At 71.6% G+C, this 18,286-nt stretch carries 16 protein-coding genes; 8 read left to right on the forward strand and 8 right to left on the reverse strand.

Annotated features, from left to right (window positions below):
• Positions 1-22 precede the first annotated feature (22 nt).
• The 4 genes from ASD90_RS15255 to ASD90_RS15270 form a co-directional block, all read right to left on the reverse strand.
• On the reverse strand, positions 23-1,060 hold the full coding sequence (locus ASD90_RS15255) for an aldo/keto reductase (protein ID WP_056758320.1): 1,038 nt from the start codon (positions 1,058-1,060) through the stop codon (positions 23-25).
• Positions 1,061-1,125: 65 nt separating this feature from the next.
• Positions 1,126-1,521 carry a MerR family transcriptional regulator gene (locus ASD90_RS15260; RefSeq protein ID WP_056758323.1) on the reverse strand — a complete coding sequence of 132 codons (396 nt, stop codon included), beginning with the start codon at positions 1,519-1,521 and terminating at the stop codon, positions 1,126-1,128.
• Between the two features lie 502 nt (positions 1,522-2,023).
• Positions 2,024-3,238, reverse strand: coding sequence for an aromatic acid exporter family protein (locus ASD90_RS15265; protein ID WP_082588764.1), 1,215 nt, complete (start codon positions 3,236-3,238; stop codon positions 2,024-2,026).
• A gap of 85 nt (positions 3,239-3,323) precedes the next feature.
• The gene (locus ASD90_RS15270; RefSeq protein WP_056758329.1) at positions 3,324-4,421 is read right to left on the reverse strand and encodes a YihY/virulence factor BrkB family protein; all 1,098 of its coding nucleotides are present in this window, start codon (positions 4,419-4,421) and stop codon (positions 3,324-3,326) included.
• Between the two features lie 203 nt (positions 4,422-4,624).
• Here ASD90_RS15270 and ASD90_RS15275 point away from each other — a divergent pair, with 203 nt between their 5' ends.
• A complete protein-coding gene (locus tag ASD90_RS15275) occupies positions 4,625-6,409 on the forward strand; it encodes a serine/threonine-protein kinase (protein ID WP_056758332.1) in 1,785 nt (594 codons plus the stop codon).
• 137 nt (positions 6,410-6,546) lie between these two features.
• On the opposite strand, the gene ASD90_RS23600 is transcribed toward ASD90_RS15275, so the two are convergent.
• Positions 6,547-6,729, reverse strand: a complete 183-nt coding sequence (locus ASD90_RS23600) for a hypothetical protein (protein ID WP_157610805.1) — start codon at positions 6,727-6,729, stop codon at positions 6,547-6,549.
• Positions 6,730-6,978: 249 nt separating this feature from the next.
• Here ASD90_RS23600 and ASD90_RS15280 point away from each other — a divergent pair, with 249 nt between their 5' ends.
• Together ASD90_RS15280 and ASD90_RS15285 are read left to right on the forward strand one after the other, a co-directional pair.
• On the forward strand, positions 6,979-7,425 hold the full coding sequence (locus tag ASD90_RS15280) for a hypothetical protein (protein ID WP_056758926.1): 447 nt from the start codon (positions 6,979-6,981) through the stop codon (positions 7,423-7,425).
• Positions 7,426-7,464: 39 nt separating this feature from the next.
• Positions 7,465-7,701, forward strand: coding sequence for a hypothetical protein (locus ASD90_RS15285; protein ID WP_056758334.1), 237 nt, complete (start codon positions 7,465-7,467; stop codon positions 7,699-7,701).
• On the opposite strand, the gene ASD90_RS15290 is transcribed toward ASD90_RS15285, so the two are convergent.
• The 3 genes from ASD90_RS15290 to ASD90_RS15300 all read right to left on the reverse strand — a co-directional run bounded on the left by ASD90_RS15290 (position 7,698) and on the right by ASD90_RS15300 (position 9,382).
• Positions 7,698-8,093 (reverse strand): nucleoside 2-deoxyribosyltransferase, encoded by a 396-nt coding sequence (locus ASD90_RS15290; protein WP_056758337.1) that lies wholly within the window; start codon positions 8,091-8,093, stop codon positions 7,698-7,700. The two genes, ASD90_RS15285 and ASD90_RS15290, sit on opposite strands and share 4 nt — an antisense overlap.
• A gap of 205 nt (positions 8,094-8,298) precedes the next feature.
• Positions 8,299-8,568, reverse strand: a complete 270-nt coding sequence (locus ASD90_RS15295) for an ANTAR domain-containing protein (protein ID WP_056758340.1) — start codon at positions 8,566-8,568, stop codon at positions 8,299-8,301.
• A gap of 64 nt (positions 8,569-8,632) precedes the next feature.
• Positions 8,633-9,382: a metalloregulator ArsR/SmtB family transcription factor gene (locus ASD90_RS15300; RefSeq protein WP_056758343.1), complete on the reverse strand. Its 750-nt coding sequence runs from the start codon at positions 9,380-9,382 to the stop codon at positions 8,633-8,635.
• A gap of 283 nt (positions 9,383-9,665) precedes the next feature.
• Here ASD90_RS15300 and ASD90_RS15305 point away from each other — a divergent pair, with 283 nt between their 5' ends.
• The 5 genes from ASD90_RS15305 to ASD90_RS15325 are packed head-to-tail and all read left to right on the forward strand — an operon-like array spanning position 9,666 to position 17,850.
• Positions 9,666-13,442: a nitrate reductase subunit alpha gene (locus tag ASD90_RS15305; protein WP_056758345.1), complete on the forward strand. Its 3,777-nt coding sequence runs from the start codon at positions 9,666-9,668 to the stop codon at positions 13,440-13,442.
• Complete coding sequence (gene narH / locus ASD90_RS15310) at positions 13,442-15,133, forward strand: nitrate reductase subunit beta (protein WP_056758348.1); 1,692 nt, start codon at positions 13,442-13,444, stop codon at positions 15,131-15,133. Before ASD90_RS15305 ends, narH begins: the two co-directional genes overlap by 1 nt.
• A gap of 53 nt (positions 15,134-15,186) precedes the next feature.
• On the forward strand, positions 15,187-15,819 hold the full coding sequence (narJ, locus tag ASD90_RS15315; protein WP_369793618.1) for a nitrate reductase molybdenum cofactor assembly chaperone: 633 nt from the start codon (positions 15,187-15,189) through the stop codon (positions 15,817-15,819).
• Positions 15,816-16,565, forward strand: a complete 750-nt coding sequence (gene narI, locus ASD90_RS15320; RefSeq protein WP_056758354.1) for a respiratory nitrate reductase subunit gamma — start codon at positions 15,816-15,818, stop codon at positions 16,563-16,565. The genes narJ and narI overlap by 4 nt, the downstream gene beginning before the upstream one ends.
• A gap of 52 nt (positions 16,566-16,617) precedes the next feature.
• Positions 16,618-17,850 (forward strand): MFS transporter, encoded by a 1,233-nt coding sequence (locus ASD90_RS15325; RefSeq protein WP_056758356.1) that lies wholly within the window; start codon positions 16,618-16,620, stop codon positions 17,848-17,850.
• Positions 17,851-18,286: the final 436 nt, after the last annotated feature.

An 18,286-nucleotide genomic window follows, 5' to 3' on the forward strand; every position in this document is an offset into this window, starting at 1 on the left:
CCTCCCGTCGCCGCAAGGGCGCTCAGGCGTCGATGCTGGACATGTCGCCGTATCGCGCGCCCTGCACGGCGTCCCGCGGCACGGCCTCGTCGATGGCGGCGAGGTCGTCGGCGGTGAGCACGAGCGACGCGGCGCCGACGTTCTCCTCGAGGTAGCGCACCCGCTTGGTCCCGGGGATCGGCGCGATGTCGTCACCCCGGGCCAGGACCCAGGCGAGCGCGAGCTGCCCGGCGGTCGCACCCTTCGACTCGGCGATGTCACGGACCCGCCCGACGAGCGCGAGGTTCGCCTCGAGAGCCTCGCCCTGGAAGCGCGGGAAGTACGCCGTGCGACGGGAGTCCCCGGCCTCGAGGTCGTCCGCCGAGGCGATGGCACCGGTGAGGATGCCCCGGCCGAGCGGCGAGTACGGCACGAGTCCGATGCCGAGCTCGCGGAGCGTCGGGAGGATCTCGTCCTCGATGTCACGGGTGAACAGGGAGTACTCGGTCTGCAGTGCCGTGATGGGGTGGACAGCGTGGGCGCGCCGGATCGTCCGCGGGGAGGCCTCCGACAGCCCGAGGTGCCGGACCTTGCCCGCCTCGACGAGCTCGGCCATCGCGCCGACGGTCTCCTCGATCGGGACGGTCGGGTCGACGCGGTGCTGGTAGTAGAGGTCGATGTGGTCGACCCCCAGTCGCCGGAGCGAGGCATCGGCGGCCCGCCGGACGTAGTCGGGACGGCCGTTGATGCCGAGCCGTGTGCCGTCCTCGGCCCGCTCGTTGCCGAACTTCGTGGCGAGGACGACGTCCTCGCGGCGACCGACGAGAGCCCGCCCGACGAGCTTCTCGTTGGTGAAGGGGCCGTACATGTCGGCCGTGTCGAGGAAGGTGACGCCGAGGTCGACAGCGCGGTGGATGGTCGCGACGGCGTCGCCCTCGTCACCGGTCCCGTAGAACTCGGACATCCCCATGCAGCCGAGGCCGATGGTCGAGACGACGAGCGGCGACGTCGTGCCGAGGGTGCGGGTGCCGAGCGGTGCTCGTGCTGCGCGGGTGGTGGTGGTCTCGTGTTCGTGGGTCATGTGACCGAGTCAAACCCTTCGAGCGCGCTCGAGGTCAAGACGTGGGGCGCCAGCAGGCGCCACGGTCAGGACTCGGTCCGCTCGAGCGTCGACTGGTAGATCCCGATCTTGTTGTCGATGGCACCGAGGTGCTCGGTCACCTCGGCGAGCTGCGCGAGGACCCGCGCCCGATGGTTCTGCAGCAGGGCGAGGCGCTCGGTCTCGTTCCCGTCCCCCTGCCGGCAGAGGGCGGCATACGCCTTGACCTCGCGGATCGGCATTCCCGTGGCGCGTAGGCGCGTCAGCATCCGGACCCAGGTGAGGTCGCGCTCGGTGTAGACGCGGTGACCCGAGCTCGTGCGGCCGACGCCGCGCAGCATCAGCCCGTCGCGCTCGTAGTAGCGCAAGGTGTGCGTCGTGAGGCCGGTGCGCTCGGAGGCCTCGGCGATGGTCAGGCCCTGGGGCGGTGCGATGACGGTCACTGCACCATGCTGACGCTTCGAGCGCACTCGAAGTCAAGCGGGAGGACTGCTGTCCTGCTCCCGGCCACCCGCCACCGGCCGGCAGACGGCCGCTCGGAGCAGCCGCTGCCGACGCCGGCCGACGCCGCGCGCCGGGGTGAGACGCCGCTGCTGTGCGGCCGGCCACGTCCAGCACTCCCAGCTGGAGCCGCTGCGCTCCGAGCACCCGTCGCGCCTCACCGGACACCCCCCGAAGAAGCGACGGGACGACGGTGTACGCGTGGGGTCGGCGTCCGCGTCGAAGCGGCGTCGGGTGGGAGGTCGGGTGGGAGGTCGGGTGGGAGGCCGGGGGCGAGCTGGGTCGCTGCACGCACGGGGCGCTCCTCTCCTCGGCGGACGACCGGACGGTGGGTCCCCCGACCCCGCACGGGCCGCGGGCGACCGTGCTGGACGCCGACCTCGTGGCCACGTGCTCTGGGAACGAGACGACACCCCCGGGGGTTACGCGTCGGTAGCCCTGGTGTCAGGAGCGGTGCCCTGCCCCGCGTCGGAGTCGAGCCCATACGCCGGACCCGGACGCCGGGGGCCGCAGCGACGCGGTGTCGCCGGGGACGACCGCCGACTCCCGCGCCGACTCGAGCTCGTCGACGGCCCGCAGCGAGTCACTGATGAGCGAGCCGTAGACGGGCCACTGCTCGGGGTCCTCCAGGGGCGTCGTGCGCACCTGCTCGCGCAGCGTCGTGAGGACCTCGCGGGCCTTCGCCGTCCCCGCGTCGAACCTCGTGGTCGCGTCGTCGTCGTGTCGGCCGAGCTGCGAGACGGCCTGCGCCATGCCGTCGAGCGCCACGGCGTACTCCGCGACGAAGGTGTCGGACGGCGCAGGCCCGCGACGTCGCTCGTCCGCGGCGTCGACGAGGGTCCGTGCGATCCCCGTGACCTCCCAGACGGTCCGCCGCAGGGTCGTGACCGTGCGTTCGTAGCCGTCCCAGTCGACGTCCGCGGGACGGAGGTTTTCGCGCAGGTTGAAGCGCGTGCTCTCGCGACCCGTGTGGATGTCGTCCACGACGTACGGCGCCTTGTCACCGATCTCGGTGCCCCGGCGGTACCACCGCCGAGCCGTCTGCTCGTCCCAGTCGCCACGCAGTCCTTCGGCCATCTCCTCGAGGAGCTCGCGCACCTGCCGCGCCAGGGCCGACACCCGCTGGCGCGGCTTGGTGAGGTGGAGCGGTGCGAACACGATCGCGTTGGTCGCGACGCCGATGACGCCTCCGGCGACCGTCTCGACGATCGTGAGGTAGGTGAACTGCTCGTCCGTGCCTCCGACCGTGATGAGCGACAGGAGGACCATGGCCGGCACCTGGATGCCGTGCTCCCCCAGTCGCGACCACCGCCCGATGACGAGCGCGACGAGGATGACCCCGAACATCGTCCACCACGTCACGCCAAAGACCGTCGCGACGATCCACGCGACGCTGAGCCCCAGCACGACGGCCGCGATGCGCTGGGCGCTGGCGGACAGGGAACGCACCATGGTGCGGTCGACGACGAGCAGGGCGGCCATCGGCGCGTAGAACGGGACCGGGCTGTCGAGCACCCGCACCGCGAACTGCCAGGCGAGAACGGTCGCGATCGCGGCCTTGACGAGGAGCAGGAGGGCGTCGCGCTCGGGACCGGGCTGGTGGAACGCCCGGCGTAGGGCACGCACCCGCTGTCTGGTGTCGTCACGCCACTGGCTCATGCGGGATCACCCCTGCGGGGCGCCGGTCGGACGGGCCGGGGGCGTGCGTCGTCTCCCACCCTTCGCACTCTACGGGGCAGGAGGTTCAGCTCGACCTGCGTTCGGAGGCCTCGGCCACGGCCCGCTTGTCGATGTCGTCCATGGCCCGGGTGTCTCGAGGTTCTGCAAACGGCTCGAGGTCCTCGGGCACGCCCTCGGCGATCGCCCGGCTCCGGTCGAGCTCGGCGTTGACCTCGGCGCCGAGCAGGATCGCGATGTTGGTCAGCCACAGCCAGACGAGGAAGATGATCACGCCGGCGAGAGACCCGTAGGTCTTGTTGTACGACGAGAAGAGGGCAACGTAGAGCGCGAAGAGACCGGAGACGACGAGCCAGATGACCACGGCGATGATGCCCCCGGGGCTGACCCACTTCACGCCACCCTGCTTCGCGTTCGGGCTGGCCCAGAAGAGCACGGCGAACAGCACTGAGACCAGGACGAGCAGCACGGGCCACTTGAGGACGCCCCAGACGACGAGGGCCGTGTCCCCCGCGCCGATGAGGTTGCCCACCTGCTCGGCGACCGGTCCGCTGACGACGACGATGACGGCGCTGACGACCATGACGACGACGGCGAAGAGAGTCACGCCGACACGGATCGGCACTGTCTTCCAGAGGGGGCGTCCCTCCGGGATGTCGTAGATGACGTTGGAGGCCCGCATGAAGGCCGAGACGTAGCCCGACGCCGACCAGAGGGCCACGAGCAGGCCGAGGACCGCGCCGAGCCCGGCGCTCGTCCGGTTCGCCTGGGCCTGGGCGATGAGCGTCTGCACGAACTGGGCACTCGACCCGGGTGCGATGGCCTGGACCTGCTTGACGACCTCTGACGTGGCGTCGCGTCCGAGCAGCCCCAGGGCTGCGACGAGCACCGCGAGGGCGGGCGCGATCGACAGCAGGCCGTAGTACGTCAGGGACGCCGCGAGGTCGGTGAGGTTGTCGCGCTTGAACTCCACCCGAGCCCGCTTGACGGCCGCTACGAGGGAGGCCCGCGGGAGGTCGGCTGGACCGGAGGGCCCGCTGGAGTGGTCCGGATCGTGCTCGCGTTCGTGGTCCGAGTCGTTCACGTCGCCGTGCGCGGCGTCGCCCGCGCTGGTTGGCTCGGCCTGGCCTCGGCTGCTGCGTGAGGGGTCGCTTGCTGGTGCCATGCCCGGTGCGTACCCAATGAGCGGCGCGGCCGCACAGCGACGGGGGCCGGTCCCGGGACGTCGGGGCGCAATGGCAGCATGGGGCGCTGGTCTGGGTACGAACCACTGGGCGAACGCCCGGGACTGCCTGGGGTCGTCACCCCGGAGGCCCGCTGCACCCGACCGCAGCACGAGCCGACACCAACCAGAGGGAGAGAGCCAGCATGGTGGGCCAGGAGCCTGACCTCATCGCCGGGCGCTACCGGCTCATGAACCGGATCGGCTCCGGTGGCATGGGACACGTGTGGCTGGCCTGGGACGAGCGCCTGAGCCGCGCCGTGGCCCTCAAGCAGCTCCACTCGCCGGTCGGTCTGGGCGAGGCCGACGCGCGCGTCGCACACGAGCGTGCGATGCGCGAGGCCCGCAACACCGCGCGTCTGCACCACCCGAACGCCGTGCCCGTCTTCGACGTCGTCGACCACGACGGCCAGCCCTGCCTCGTGATGCAGTACCTCCCGTCACGGAGCCTGCACGCCGTGCTTGTCGAGCGAGGACCCCTGCCGGTGCGCGAGGTCGCCAAGCTCGGCGCAGAGCTCGCGTCCGCGCTGGCCGCCGCCCACCGAGCGGACATCGTGCACCGCGACGTCAAGCCCGGGAACGTGCTCGTCGCCGAGGACGGCACGGCGCGCATCACTGACTTCGGCATCTCCCACGCCCTCGGCGACGCGTCCCTGACCTCGACCGGAATGGTGACCGGCACCCCGGCCTACCTGGCGCCCGAGGTCGCACGGGGAGGACCGTCGAGTCCGGCCTCGGACGTCTTCTCCCTCGGAGCCACGCTGTATGCGGCCGTCGAGGGCGCTCCCCCGTTCGGCACCGGCGACAACCCGATGGCCCTGCTGCACCGCGTTGCATCCGGTTCGATCACGCCGCCCGGTGACGGGCCCCTCGCCCCGGTCCTGCTCGCGATGCTCGCCGCCGCGCCCGACGACCGTCCGTCGATGCAGGAGGTGTCGGCGAACCTCGCCGAGGTCGCCGCGGGACGCCGGCCACCCAGCGGGGTGGCCCCGTCGCCGGCCGACGCCCGCGAGGAGCGCGAGGGCCGTGTCAGCCCGACGCGCGTCCTTCCCGTCGGTCCCCGGTCCCGGGAGGACGGAGTCGGCCGACCCGGCGTCGCCGGTGCGGCAGCGGGTGCCGCTGCGGGTGCCGCTGGGGGTGCCGCTGCGGGCAGCGCGCCGGCGGACGTCACCGACGACCTCGGCGGTGAGATCCCGAGCGCCCCTCGACCTGCCTCAGCCGCCCGGGTTGCCGTCGGCGCGCCGCCGAGGACTCCCGCGGCGGCACCCGCGGACGCCACCGGGGCCGACGATGACGGGAGCGAGGGCGAGGATCCTGCACGACGTCGGGCCGCGATCCTGGTGCTCCTCGCCCTCGTGGTGCTCGCCGGTGCGGGTCTCGCCGTCTGGGGCCTGCAGCGCGACGCCGGGAAGGCCGGCGACGTGGCCGCACCCCCCGTCGCCACGAGCAGCCCGAGGGCGCCGAGCACGACGCCGAGACCCACCACGACGGCTCCCACGACGTCGAAGGCTCAGGCCGCCTCGCCGAGCACGCCCCCCAGCCCCAGGCCGTCGACGTCGTCGCCGAGGCCCTCGACGGCTGCGCCGACCACGGCACCGGCCGGGACCACGGACGCCGAGCTGGCGCGCGCGGTGCGGGACTACTACGCGCTGCTCCCGGGTGACACGGACGCCGGGTGGGCACGCCTGACCGACCGCTACCGTTCGACGACCTCCGGCAGCCGTGCGACCTACGAGCGCTTCTGGAGCTCGATCACGTCCGTCGACGTGCGCCAGGCCACGGGGTCGGCTCCGGGTTCGGTGGTCGCGACCCTGCGCTACGTCTTCGACGACGGACGCCGCTACGAGGAGCGGACGTCCTACTCGCTCGTCGACGACGGCGGGACCCTCAAGATCGACCGCTCATCGGTGCTGAGCAGCCGCCGACTCTGATGTCGGGCCGACGGCCGGCGCCGGGGCGGGCCGAGCCCCCGCCGACCGCGTTCGGGTGGCCGTGCCTCAGATCTGGGGCGGGGCGCCGCGGACGACGGGGTGCTCGGGTGCGGCCCGGCGGCTGACGGGAGGACCCGTCAGGGGCAACGCCACATGACCAGTGAACGAGCGGAGTGCCCGACTCGGTTCCGCGCCGCGCCGACCGGGGCCACGACGCTCGTCGTGCATGCCTGCGCGAGACGCTCGAGCATCGCTGCCCGCTCGCTGCCGGTCATCACGGCCACGATGGTCTCGTCGTCGGCCGCCGTCACTGCGCTCATCGTGGTTCTCCCTGGTCGTGGCACCCGGCTCAACCCAGTGACCGGTGTCCCAGGAGTAGGTGTATCAGCCCCAATCGTCGGTTACGTCGCTAATGCCCCGATTTCCGCAAGAAAGTCTCAAGGAAAGTGCAAGAGATGGTCAGTTGACTCCGGTGACGCCGTCGGGCGGATCCGGATTTCCCTGCCCCAACGAGCCGGTCGGTCGCGATGTCACGGCCACCTCGTCGATGCGCCCCTACCGTGGGACCCGTGCCCGGTCCGGAGCCTCGCCCGCCCCGCCCGACCGACGGGCGCGCCGCCGACGTCGTCGACGTCTTCGTCTACGTCGTCGTGCTCAACCTCTTCGTCGAGTACCTCCCTGCGGTCATCAGCGAGACCTTCACCCTGTCCCTGCTCACGGCCGTCCTCCTCAAGGCCGTGCTCGAGGTCGTCGTCGCGGTGAAGAAGCGTGCGAGGGGTCGGTTCAGGTCGGCCCGCAGCACCGCGGGCAAGGTCGCCGCGGGGCTCCTGCTGTGGGGCGTCCTCGTCGGGAGCAAGTTCGTCGTGCTGAAGACCATCGACGTCGTGTTCGGCGACAGCGTCAGCCTCGGCGGGTTCGTGTCGGTGACGCTGCTCATCCTCGCCCTCCTCGTCAGCCGTGCCGCGGTGCGCCGCCTGCTCGCACCCGCGCCCCGGGTGCTCGGCCCCGGCGACTGAGGGTCGACGGGCACGGTCGAGTGCTGCGACAGTGGTCCCATGTCCCTCGAGACGTGGTGGTCGGCGGTGCGGCCCGACACGCGCGACTGGCTCGTCGCGCACAACGGCGAGCCGCTCCCGATGCACGTCGTCGAGGACATCACCCGGGTCGACGGTCCCGTCGACCCCGAGGCCTCGTGGGTGGACGTCGACGAGGACGGAGTGCTGCGCCTCACGGACGCGGCCGTCGACTGGGTCGAGGCCGTGGCCAACGGCGAGACTCCACCGGCTCCCTAGGACACGTCGGCGAGCCACTCGTCGACGGCTCGCACCCGGCGCACGCGCGGGTGGAAGTGGAAGACGCTCTCGTGGACGATCTCTCCCACGACGACGACGTGGTCGAGCCGACCGAGCTCGGCGCGCGCCAGGGCCGCCCCCAGCTCGACGAACAGACCCCGCCCGGGCTCGGCGCTCGACGCCAGCACGACGACCGCGTCGGCCGTCATGACGCCGCTCAGGTCGGTCCGCGCGATCTCCGCGGACCGCGCGGGCTGGTCGGCGTAGCCGTCGGAGAGCTCGAGGTCGTGGGTCCAGTCGTGCGTCAGCGTGTGTCCGGCGTGCTCGATCTCGCGCTGGACCGCCCTGACGGCCTGCGTGTCGCGCAGCTGACCAGCGACGTAGACCTTCACGGGCACCTCCAGGGATCGTCGGGGCGGGGACCACACACCCTGCCACGACGGCCCGACAGCCGGTCGGGCCACGCGGGCCGGTCGAGCCACGCGGGCCGCTCGAGCCACGCGGGCCGCTCGAACCACGCTGGCCGGTCGAGCCACGCTGGCCGGTCGAGCCACGCGGGCCGGTCGAGCCACGCGGGCCGGTCGAGGCCCGGAGGGCTCAGCGCGGCAGGCGCGAGGTCCCGAGGTCGATGACGTCGCTCGCCACGTGTCCGAGGTCGCGGCCGCTCGCCTCAGCGTGCGCCCGCAGCCGGTCGTGGGCCTCCTCGGCCGTCAGGCCGCGGTGGAGCATCACCAGGTCGACGGCCACGGCGACGTCGATGCCGTCGCTCGGGTGCCCGCGCCCGGGTCCCAGCCGTGCCCTGACCGCGGTCGACCGGGACGTTCCCTCGGGACGGCCCCGGTCGGGTCGGGACGACGACGTGCTCACGCCGGTGTCATACCCCGCATCCGTCCGGAGATCTCGCCGTGTCACGGTCCGCACCCACCTCGGATCAGGTCCGCTGCGGCGCCGGGCGATGGAAGGTGGCGGCCGTCGTGAGCCGCGCCGAGCAGGTGCGGTCGGTGACGAAGGGCCGCAGCTCGACGTCGGCGCCGTCCTCGCCGACCGCCGCCATGGTGCCGCGGATCAGACCCCGGTGGATGCCGCACACGATCTCGGGGTGGGCCCGGGCCATCGTCAGGAAGGGGCAGTCGTGGAGGGTCAGCTCGACGGTGCGGCCCCCGGCGGACGTGCCCAGCTCCGGCTGGTAGCCCCACTCGTCGAGCAGGTCGACGGCCATGCCGACCTTGCCGAGCCACGCTCCGCGGGTGCCCGCGACCGGCGGAGCCGGCTCCTCGGCGCGCTCCCGGACCCACCGTTCGCCGGCGCGCTCGGGGTCGCCGGGAGTGCCGTCCTCGGCAGCGGACCAGGCGCTGGTCAACAGCTCGGTGAAGGCCTGGAGGGCCTCGGCACTGGCGAGGCCGGGTCGCCGGCTCCGGGCGTCGACGTAGATCTTGCGCGGCCGGCCCACGGCGCCGCGACGCTGCAGGCTCTCCACGACCCCGACCGCCACGAGGCGCTCGAGGTGGAAGCGGGCCGTCGTGACGTGCAGGTCGAGGGCGGAACCCACCTCGGCGGCGCTGAGCCCGTGGCGCTCAGGACCGCGCTCCGCGCCCACGGCGCCCACGTCGCCCGTCGAGTCCGCGGTGTCGGCCGCGGCGGCGAGCAGGTCGAGGATCGCTCGACGCGTGGACGACGCCATGACCTCACTCCGAGTGCTTGCTGCCACGTCGGTCCTCCATTTCGTTGATTTGGAGGATAGATGACGACCCGTCGCGCCGGGCGGCCGGGTGAGAAACCCATGCCTCAGCCCCGCGATTGCCGCGCCGAAACTGCTTGGGACCAGTAGCGTTGCGGACGCTCGGGGTCACCGGGGCGTCGCCACGGAGGCGCCCGGACGCGCCGCAGCCGATCGTTTTCGATGAACCCCGTCGTCGATTTGGAGGAGTCATGGATCTCCTGCCCCGTCACCGCCCCGGACCGGGGTGGCACCCGTGAGCGCGGCCTTCCGGAGCACCGGCACGGCCCCGGGCGGGGTGGACGGCCCGGCCTCGGCCGCCCTGCTCCGGGCGGGCCGCTTCTTCACCCGGTGGGAGGAGTCCGACGACGGGCGGGCCGTCTTCCGGGAGGGTGGTCGCGCCGGTGACGTCTTCTACCGCGACCGCTGGAGCCACGACAAGGTCGTCCGCTCGACGCACGGCGTCAACTGCACCGGGTCCTGCTCGTGGAAGGTCTACGTCAAGGACGGCATCATCACGTGGGAGACGCAGCAGACCGACTACCCCTCCGTCGGTCCTGACCGACCCGAGTACGAGCCGCGTGGCTGCCCCCGCGGTGCCGCCTTCTCCTGGTACACCTACTCCCCCACCAGGGTGCGCTACCCCTACGTCCGCGGCGTCCTGCTCGAGATGTACCGCGAGGCCAGGGCCCGCCTGGGCGACCCGGTCGACGCCTGGCACGAGATCACGACGGATCCGGACAAGCGGCGGCGCTACCAGAGCGCCCGCGGCAAGGGCGGGCTCGTGCGCGCGTCGTGGGGTGAGGCCGTCGAGATCGCGGCCGCCGCCCATGTCCACACGATCAAGGAGTACGGGCCCGACCGCGTCGCCGGCTTCTCGCCCATCCCCGCTATGTCGATGGTGTCGCACTGCGTGGGCACCCGCTTCATCCAGCTCATCGGCGGCGTCATGACGAGCTTCTACGACTGGTACGCCGATCTGCCCGTCGCGAGCCCGCAGGTCTTCGGCGACCAGACCGACGTGCCGGAGTCGGGCGACTGGTGGGACGCGACCTACCTCATGATGTGGGGCTCCAACGTCCCGGTCACCCGCACACCCGACGCGCACTGGATGGCGGAGGTCCGCTACCGCGGCACCAAGGTCGTCACGGTCAGCCCCGACTACGCGGACAACACGAAGTTCGCCGACGAGTGGATGCCCGCACAGGCCGGCACCGATGCGGCGCTGGCGATGGCGATGGGCCACGTGCTCCTCACGGAGTTCTTCGTCGAGCGCGAGGTCCCCTTCTTCACCGACTACGTGCGCACCTACAGCGACCTCCCCTTCCTCGTCCGCCTCGAGGCCCCCGAGGAGGCGTATGCCGCCGCGTCGGGTGACGGGGCCGGCGCTCCCCTCGTGCCCGGCAAGTTCCTCACTGCCGCCGACCTGGCTGCCGAGGGCAGCACCGTTCCCGACGAGGACGCGTGGAAGACCGTGCTGCTCGACGGGACGACCGGCCAGCCGGTCGTGCCGAACGGCTCGATGGGCTTCCGCTACGCCGACTCCGGCAAGGGGCGGTGGAACCTCGACCTCGACGGAGTGACACCCGCCCTCACGATGGCGGGCGACGGCGCCGAGGCCGTCGAGGTGCTGCTGCCGGCCTTCGTCGAGCCCGACGGCACCGGCTCGGTCCTGCGTCGCGGCGTCCCCGCCCGCCGCGTCGGCGGACACCTCGTGACGACCGTCCACGACCTCATGCTCGCGCAGTACGGCGTCGCGCGGCCGGGACTGCCGGGCATCTGGCCGACGGGATACGACGACGTGACCGCCCCCTACACGCCCGCCTGGCAGGCCGAGATCACCGGCGTGCCGGCCGAGCAGTGCATCCGCATCGCCCGCGAGTTCGCCACGAACTCCGAGCAGTCGCAAGGCCGTTCGATGATCATCATGGGCGCGGGCATCTGCCAGTGGTTCCATGGAGACGCGACCTACCGTGCCATCCTCTCGCTCCTCGTCCTCACCGGCTGCATGGGCCGCAACGGCGGCGGGTGGGCGCACTACGTCGGGCAGGAGAAGTGCCGGCCGATCACGGGCTGGATCTCCCTCGCCAACGCCCTCGACTGGGGCCGTCCTCCGCGCACCATGACCGGTACGTCGTACTGGTACATGCACACCGACCAGTGGCGCAACGACGGCTACTCGGCCGACTCGCTCAACTCGCCTCTCGCCAGAGGGCATCTGGCCGGCAAGCACACGGCCGACACCATCGCGCAGTCCGCCCGGATGGGCTGGATGCCGTTCTACCCCCAGTTCGGCACCAACCCGCTCCAGGTCGCCGAGGACGCCGAGGCCGCCGTCGACGCGGGCACCGCTGCCAGCCCCGCGGCATACGTGGCCGGCGCCCTCCACGACGGCACGCTGACCTCGGCGATCGAGGACGTCGACGCCCCGGAGAACTGGCCGCGCACCCTCGTGCTCTGGCGCAGCAACCTCATGGGGTCCTCGGCCAAGGGCAACGAGTACTTCCTGCGCAACCTTCTGGGCACGCACCACAACGTCCTCGGCAGCGAGAACCCCCTGGCGCCGAGGCCGTCCGAGGTGACGTGGCACGACGAGGCGCCGGAGGGCAAGCTCGACCTGCTGCTCTCGGCCGACTTCCGCATGACGTCCACGACCCTGCTCTCCGACATCGTCCTGCCCGCGGCCACGTGGTACGAGAAGCACGACCTCAGCTCGACCGACATGCACCCGTTCGTGCACGCCTTCACCCCCGCCATCGACCCACCGTGGGAGGCCAAGAGCGACTTCGAGCTCTTCCACCTCCTCGCCGAGAAGCTCTCGGACCTCGCGCGCACCCACCTCGGCGTGCGCAAGGACCTCGTCAGCGTGCCGCTCATGCACGACACCCCCGGCGAGACGGCGCAGCCCGGTGGACGGGCCGTCGACTGGCGTGCGACCGGACAGCCCGGCGTGCCGGGCCGGACGATGCCGGTCTTCCAGCTCGTCGAGCGCGACTACACCGCGATCAGCGAGAAGCTCGCCACCGTCGGCCCGCTCGCCGACACCCTCGGCTTCACCGTCAAGAACGTCACCTACCGGGTCGAGGAGGAGGTCGCCCGGCTCGCCGCCAAGAACGGCGTCATGCTCGGCGGCGCCGGTGACGGCCGGCCGGCGATCGACACCGACGAGAAGCTCGCCGAGGCGATCCTCACCTTCTCGGGCACGACGAACGGCCACCTTGCCGTCCAGGGCTTCCGCACCCTCGAGGAGCGGGTCGGCAAGAAGCTCGTCGACCTCGCCGAGGGGTCGGAGGAGAAGCGGATCACCTTCGCCGACACGCAGGTCGCGCCCGTCGCCGTCATCACGTCACCGGAATGGTCGGGCTCCGAGACCGGCGGTCGGCGCTACGCGCCCTTCACCGTGAACATCGAGCGGCTCAAGCCCTTCCACACCCTGACCGGCCGGATGCACTTCTACCTCGACCACGACTGGATGCAGGACCTCGGCGAGGCACTGCCGATCTACCGTCCGCCGCTCGACATGCACCGGCTCTTCGGCGAGCCGAGGCTCGGGCCCGACGGCTCGAAGCAGGTCACCGTCCGCTACCTGACCCCGCACTCGAAGTGGTCGATCCACTCGGAGTACCAGGACAACCTGCTCATGCTCTCGCTCTCGCGCGGCGGCCCGACGGTGTGGATGAGCCCGCAGGACGCGGGGTCGATCGACGTCGCCGACAACGACTGGGTCGAGTGCCTCAACGCCAACGGCGTGCTCGTGGGGCGGGCCATCGTCAGCTCCCGTATGCCGGAGGGCGTGGTCTACGTCCACCACGCCCAGGAGCGCACCATCGACGTCCCGAAGTCGGAGGCCACCGGTCGCCGCGGCGGCATCCACAACTCGGTGACGCGGCTGCTCGTCAAGCCCACCCATCTCATCGGCGGCTACGCCCAGCTGTCCTACACGTTCAACTACCTCGGGCCGACGGGCAACCAACGCGACATGGTCTCGACGGTGCGCAAGCGCTCGCAGGAGGTGACGTACTGATGCGTGTCATGGCCCAGATGGGCATGGTGATGAACCTCGACAAGTGCATCGGGTGCCACACGTGCTCGGTCACGTGCAAGCAGGCGTGGACCAACCGCGCCGGCACCGAGTACGTCTGGTTCAACAACGTGGAGACGAGGCCCGGCCAGGGCTACCCGCGCCGCTACGAGGACCAGGAGACGTGGAAGGGCGGCTGGACGCTGACCCACCGCGGCAACCTCAGGCTCAAGGCCGGCGGCCGGGTGCAGAAGCTGCTCGGCATCTTCGCCAGCCCCGTGCAGCCCAAGCTCGCCGACTACTACGAGCCGTGGACCTACGACTACCAGACCCTCATCGAGGCGCCCCTGGGTGACGACTTCCCCGTCGCCCGCCCCAAGTCCCTCATCACCGGCGAGAACACGAAGATCACGTGGTCGGCGAACTGGGACGACAACCTCGGCGGCTCGAGCGCGATGGGCCACCTCGACCCGATCGTGGCCAAGCTCAACGCCTCGGTCCGGCGCGAGTCCGAGGAGAAGGTCCGCTTCGAGCTCGAGAAGACCTTCATGTTCTACCTCCCCCGCATCTGCGAGCACTGCCTCAACCCGTCGTGCATGGCCTCGTGCCCCTCCGGCGCGATCTACAAGCGCGAGGAGGACGGCATCGTCCTCGTCGACCAGGACCGGTGCCGAGGCTGGCGGCAGTGCATCACCGGCTGCCCGTACAAGAAGATCTACTTCAACCACAAGAGCGGCAAGGCCGAGAAGTGCACCTTCTGCTACCCGCGGGTCGAGGTGGGCCTGCCGACGGTCTGCTCCGAGACGTGCGTGGGCCGGCTGCGCTACCTCGGGCTCTTCCTCTACGACGCCAACCGGGTCACGGCCGCGGCGGCGACACCTGACGAGGGCGACCTCTACGAGGCCCAGCTCGACCTCCTGCTCGACCCGAGCGACCCCGAGGTCGTCGCGGCGGCCCGGCGTGACGGCATACCGGACGACTGGATGGACGCGGCCCGGCGCTCGCCCGTCTACGCGCTGGCCAAGACCTACCGCGTCGCGCTGCCGCTCCACCCGGAGTACCGCACGATGCCGATGGTCTGGTACGTCCCGCCGCTGTCGCCGATCGTCGACGTGCTCTCGTCGCAGGGCCACGACGCCGAGGACCGCACCGTGCTCTTCGGCGCGATCGAGGCGCTGCGCATCCCCGTCGACTACCTCGCCGAGCTCTTCACGGCCGGGCGCACCGACATCATCACGGGTGTGCTGCAGAAGCTCGCCGCGATGCGCGCCTACATGCGCGACGTGTCGCTTGGCCGCGACGGCGACCCCGCGATCCCCGAGGCGGTCGGCATGAGCGAGGAGACGCTCTACGAGATGTACCGCCTCATGGCGATCGCGAAGTACGCCGACCGCTACGTCATCCCGACCGCGCACGTCGAGCGCGCCCACGAGCTCGAGGAGATCGGCTGCTCGCTCGACTTCGACGAGGGACCGGGGATGTACGAGTCCGGTCCGTTCGGTGAGGCGAGCGGCCGGCCGGCGCCCGTGGCGGTCGAGACGTTCAACGCCCTCAAGCAGCGGCAGACCTCCGACACGGCGATCTCGACGAGCCCGTCGGGCGCGCTGACCGGTCGGGTCAACCTGCTCAACTGGGACGGCAACGGCGCACCCCCGGGACTCTTCCCCGGCCGCACGGACGGCGACGCACCGTGATCGGCCGACGGCGCCGGGCGGCGGCACGCCGGGACGACCGCGTCGTCCACCTCGTGGCGGGGCGTTGCCTGGACTACCCGTCCGGCGACCTCCTCGCAGCGATCCCCTCTATGCGCGATGCACTTGCGGAGCAGGGCGACTCGCCGCCGGCCACGGGACTGTCGAGTCTCGTCGCCCACCTCGACGGAGCCGACCTGGCCGAGCTGCAGCGGGCCTACGTCGACACGTTCGACCTCAGCCGCAAGCACGCCCTCTACCTGTCGTACTGGACCGACGGCGACACCCGCAGACGCGGCGAGGTGCTGGGACGGTTCAAGACGGCATACCGCAGCAGTGGTGCGGTCGTCGACACGCACGGCGAGCTGCCGGACTACCTCCCGATGGTGCTCGAGTTCGCGGCACGCGTCGACGCGGCGGCCGGCGTCGCGCTGCTGCAGGAGTACCGCGCAAGCCTCGAGCTGCTGCGGATCGCCTTGCAGGAGAAGCAGAGTCCGTATGCCGCTGCTGTCGTCGCCGTGTGCGCGACCCTTCCCGGGGAGTCGCCACCCGACCGGGCTGCGGTCATGGAGATGGTCGGCATGACCGGTCCGCACCCGACGGAGTCGGTCGGGCTCGAGCCCTACGACCCCAGGCTGCTTCCGCTGCAAGCGGTCCCGTCGGGCACGACGACGGGAGGAGGCTCGTGAGCACCTTCCTCTGGGGCGTCCTGCCCTACCTCTGCGTCGCGAGCCTCGTCGGAGGGACGATCTGGCGCTACCGCTACGACAAGTTCGGCTGGACGACCCGGTCGTCGCAGCTCTACGAGTCGCGCCTGCTGCGCATCGGCTCGCCGCTCTTCCACTTCGGCATCCTGCTCGTCTTCGTCGGCCACGTCGGCGGACTCGTCATCCCCGAGTCGTGGACCGAGGCCGTCGGTGTCAGCGAGGGGCTCTACCACTTCAACGCGCTGCTCTTCGGCGGTCTCGCCGGGCTGTGCACGCTCGTCGGCATCCTCATCCTCGTCTACCGGCGCCGCACGACCGGACCCGTGTTCATGGCGACGACGAAGAACGACAAGCTGATGTACGTCCTGCTCGGCGCAGCCATCGTGCTCGGCCTCTGGACGACGCTCGTCAGCGTCGCCGCCGGATCCGAGGCGCACAACTACCGCGAGACGGTGTCGCCCTGGTTCCGGTCGGTCTTCCTGCTGAGCCCCGACGTCTCCGCGATGGCCGCGGCGCCGGTCCAGTTCCACGTCCACGCGATCGTCGGGATGCTGCTCTTCGCCCTGTGGCCGTTCACGCGGCTCGTGCACGCCTTCACCGCCCCGCTGCACTACCTGTTCCGGCCCTACATCGTCTACCGCTCGCGCGACGGCGGGACCTCCGGCAACCGCTCCAGCCGTCCCGGCTGGAGCGGGGTCGGCACCTCCGACCGCGACCGTCGCCCCTGAGGGCGCCCCGCACCTCGGCCTCCGTCCACCCACCCCTCGTCCAGGAGCCACCATGAGCCAGACCGCGGCCACGCCCCGAGCGGGCGCCGCACCCGACCTGACCGGGCAGAACCGCAACCTCGCGCTCGCCCTGTTCGCGTTCACCGTGACGTTCTGGGCGTGGAACATCATCGGTCCGCTCGGGGTCCGCTACACCGAGCAGATGGGGCTGAGCAGCAGCCAGAAGGCGCTGCTCGTCGCGACTCCCGTGCTCGTCGGCTCCGTCGGCCGCATCCTCGCCGGCGCCCTCACCGACCGCTTCGGCGGCCGCATCATGTTCCCGATCCTCACGCTCGCCAGCATCCCCTTCGTGCTCCTCGTCGCCGTGGCCGGCAACGCGGGCTCGTTCACCCTGATGCTCGTCTTCGGTTTCTTCCTCGGCATCGCCGGCACGACGTTCGCCGTCGGCATCCCCTTCGTCAACGCGTGGTTCCAGGCCGACCGGCGCGGGTTCGCCACCGGCGTCTTCGGGGCCGGGATGGGCGGCACCGCGCTGTCGGCGTTCTTCACGCCGAGGTTCGTCACCTGGTTCGGCTACACGGCGACGCACGTCATCCTCGCCGTCGCCCTGGCCGCGACGGCGGCCATCTGCTGGACCTGGATGCGCAACTCGCCGCTCTGGCGGCCCAACACCGACCCCGTCGTGCCCAAGCTCGCAGCGGCGCTGCGCCTACCGATCACGTGGCAGATGTCGTTCCTGTATGCCGTCTGCTTCGGCGGCTTCGTCGCCTTCTCCACGTACCTGCCGACCTACCTCAAGGACGTCTACGCGTTCGACCTCACGGCAGCCGGCACGCGCACCGCGGGGTTTGCCATCGCGGCAGTCGTCGCCCGGCCGATCGGCGGCATCCTCAGCGACCGCATCGGGCCTCGTGCCGTCCTCGGCATCTCGCTCGCCGGGACGACGGCGCTCGCCGTCGTGCTCGCGCTCCGACCTCCGCTCGAGCTGCCCGCGGGCCTCTCGTTCGTCTCGATCGCCTTCTTCCTCGGTCTGGGCACCGGCGGCGTGTTCGCCTGGGTCGCCAAGGCCGCCCCCGTCGAGCGGGTCGGCAGCGTGACCGGTCTCGTCGGCGCCGCTGGAGGGCTCGGCGGCTACTTCCCGCCGCTCGTCCTCGGCGCCACCTACGACAAGGTCCTCCCCCAGTACGGTCTCGGGCTCGCCCTGCTCGCGTGCGTGGCCGGCACCGCGCTCGTCTTCTCCCAGCTCGGCATCCGCACTCCCGACCGTCGAAGCCGCACGGCCTGAGGCCGAGGACGCACCGGGCACCGGGGTCGCTCGACCACGGTGCCGGACCACCCGGCATACGGCAGCGGGCGCTCAGTCGTCGGCGTGGCCCAGGGCCGGCTCACTGATGGACGCGCGCCCCGTCTCGAGGTGACCGGCGAAGCCACGCAGGAAGGGCCCCTCCTCTGCGGCGACGGTGAGGTCAAGGTCGTTGCTGCCAGCGGGCCGGCCAGGGCCAGGCGGACGAGGAGACGGCGTACGTGCATGGGGTGTCCTTCGCTCGGGTCCGGTCTGACCCCTCGACGCTAGGGACTGCGCTCGTGGTCGCGGTGCCCTCGACGTGGCGAGTCCGTGAACCCTCGTCGAACACGGATGAACCGGACACCGGCGCGCTTTCGCCGGAACCGGCATCTCGGTGCTGTCAGGCCGTATGCTGCGCTCGTTTCATTCGTCCGAC

This window comes from Terrabacter sp. Root181 (assembly GCF_001428505.1).
Taxonomy (GTDB): domain Bacteria; phylum Actinomycetota; class Actinomycetes; order Actinomycetales; family Dermatophilaceae; genus Terrabacter.

Bases quoted from the DNA above. Each gene is read 5' to 3' on its own strand.
- ASD90_RS15325 (WP_056758356.1), top strand. From the start codon at position 16,618: ATGAGCCAGACCGCGGCCACGCCCCGAGCGGGCGCCGCACCCGACCTG.
- ASD90_RS15300 (WP_056758343.1), bottom strand. From the start codon at position 9,382: ATGGCGTCGTCCACGCGTCGAGCGATCCTCGACCTGCTCGCCGCCGCG.
- ASD90_RS15285 (WP_056758334.1), top strand. From the start codon at position 7,465: ATGTCCCTCGAGACGTGGTGGTCGGCGGTGCGGCCCGACACGCGCGAC.
- ASD90_RS15265 (WP_082588764.1), bottom strand. From the start codon at position 3,238: ATGAGCCAGTGGCGTGACGACACCAGACAGCGGGTGCGTGCCCTACGC.
- ASD90_RS15275 (WP_056758332.1), top strand. From the start codon at position 4,625: ATGGTGGGCCAGGAGCCTGACCTCATCGCCGGGCGCTACCGGCTCATG.
- narH (WP_056758348.1), top strand. From the start codon at position 13,442: ATGCGTGTCATGGCCCAGATGGGCATGGTGATGAACCTCGACAAGTGC.
- ASD90_RS15255 (WP_056758320.1), bottom strand. From the start codon at position 1,060: ATGACCCACGAACACGAGACCACCACCACCCGCGCAGCACGAGCACCG.
- ASD90_RS23600 (WP_157610805.1), bottom strand. From the start codon at position 6,729: ATGAGCGCAGTGACGGCGGCCGACGACGAGACCATCGTGGCCGTGATG.
- ASD90_RS15270 (WP_056758329.1), bottom strand. From the start codon at position 4,421: ATGGCACCAGCAAGCGACCCCTCACGCAGCAGCCGAGGCCAGGCCGAG.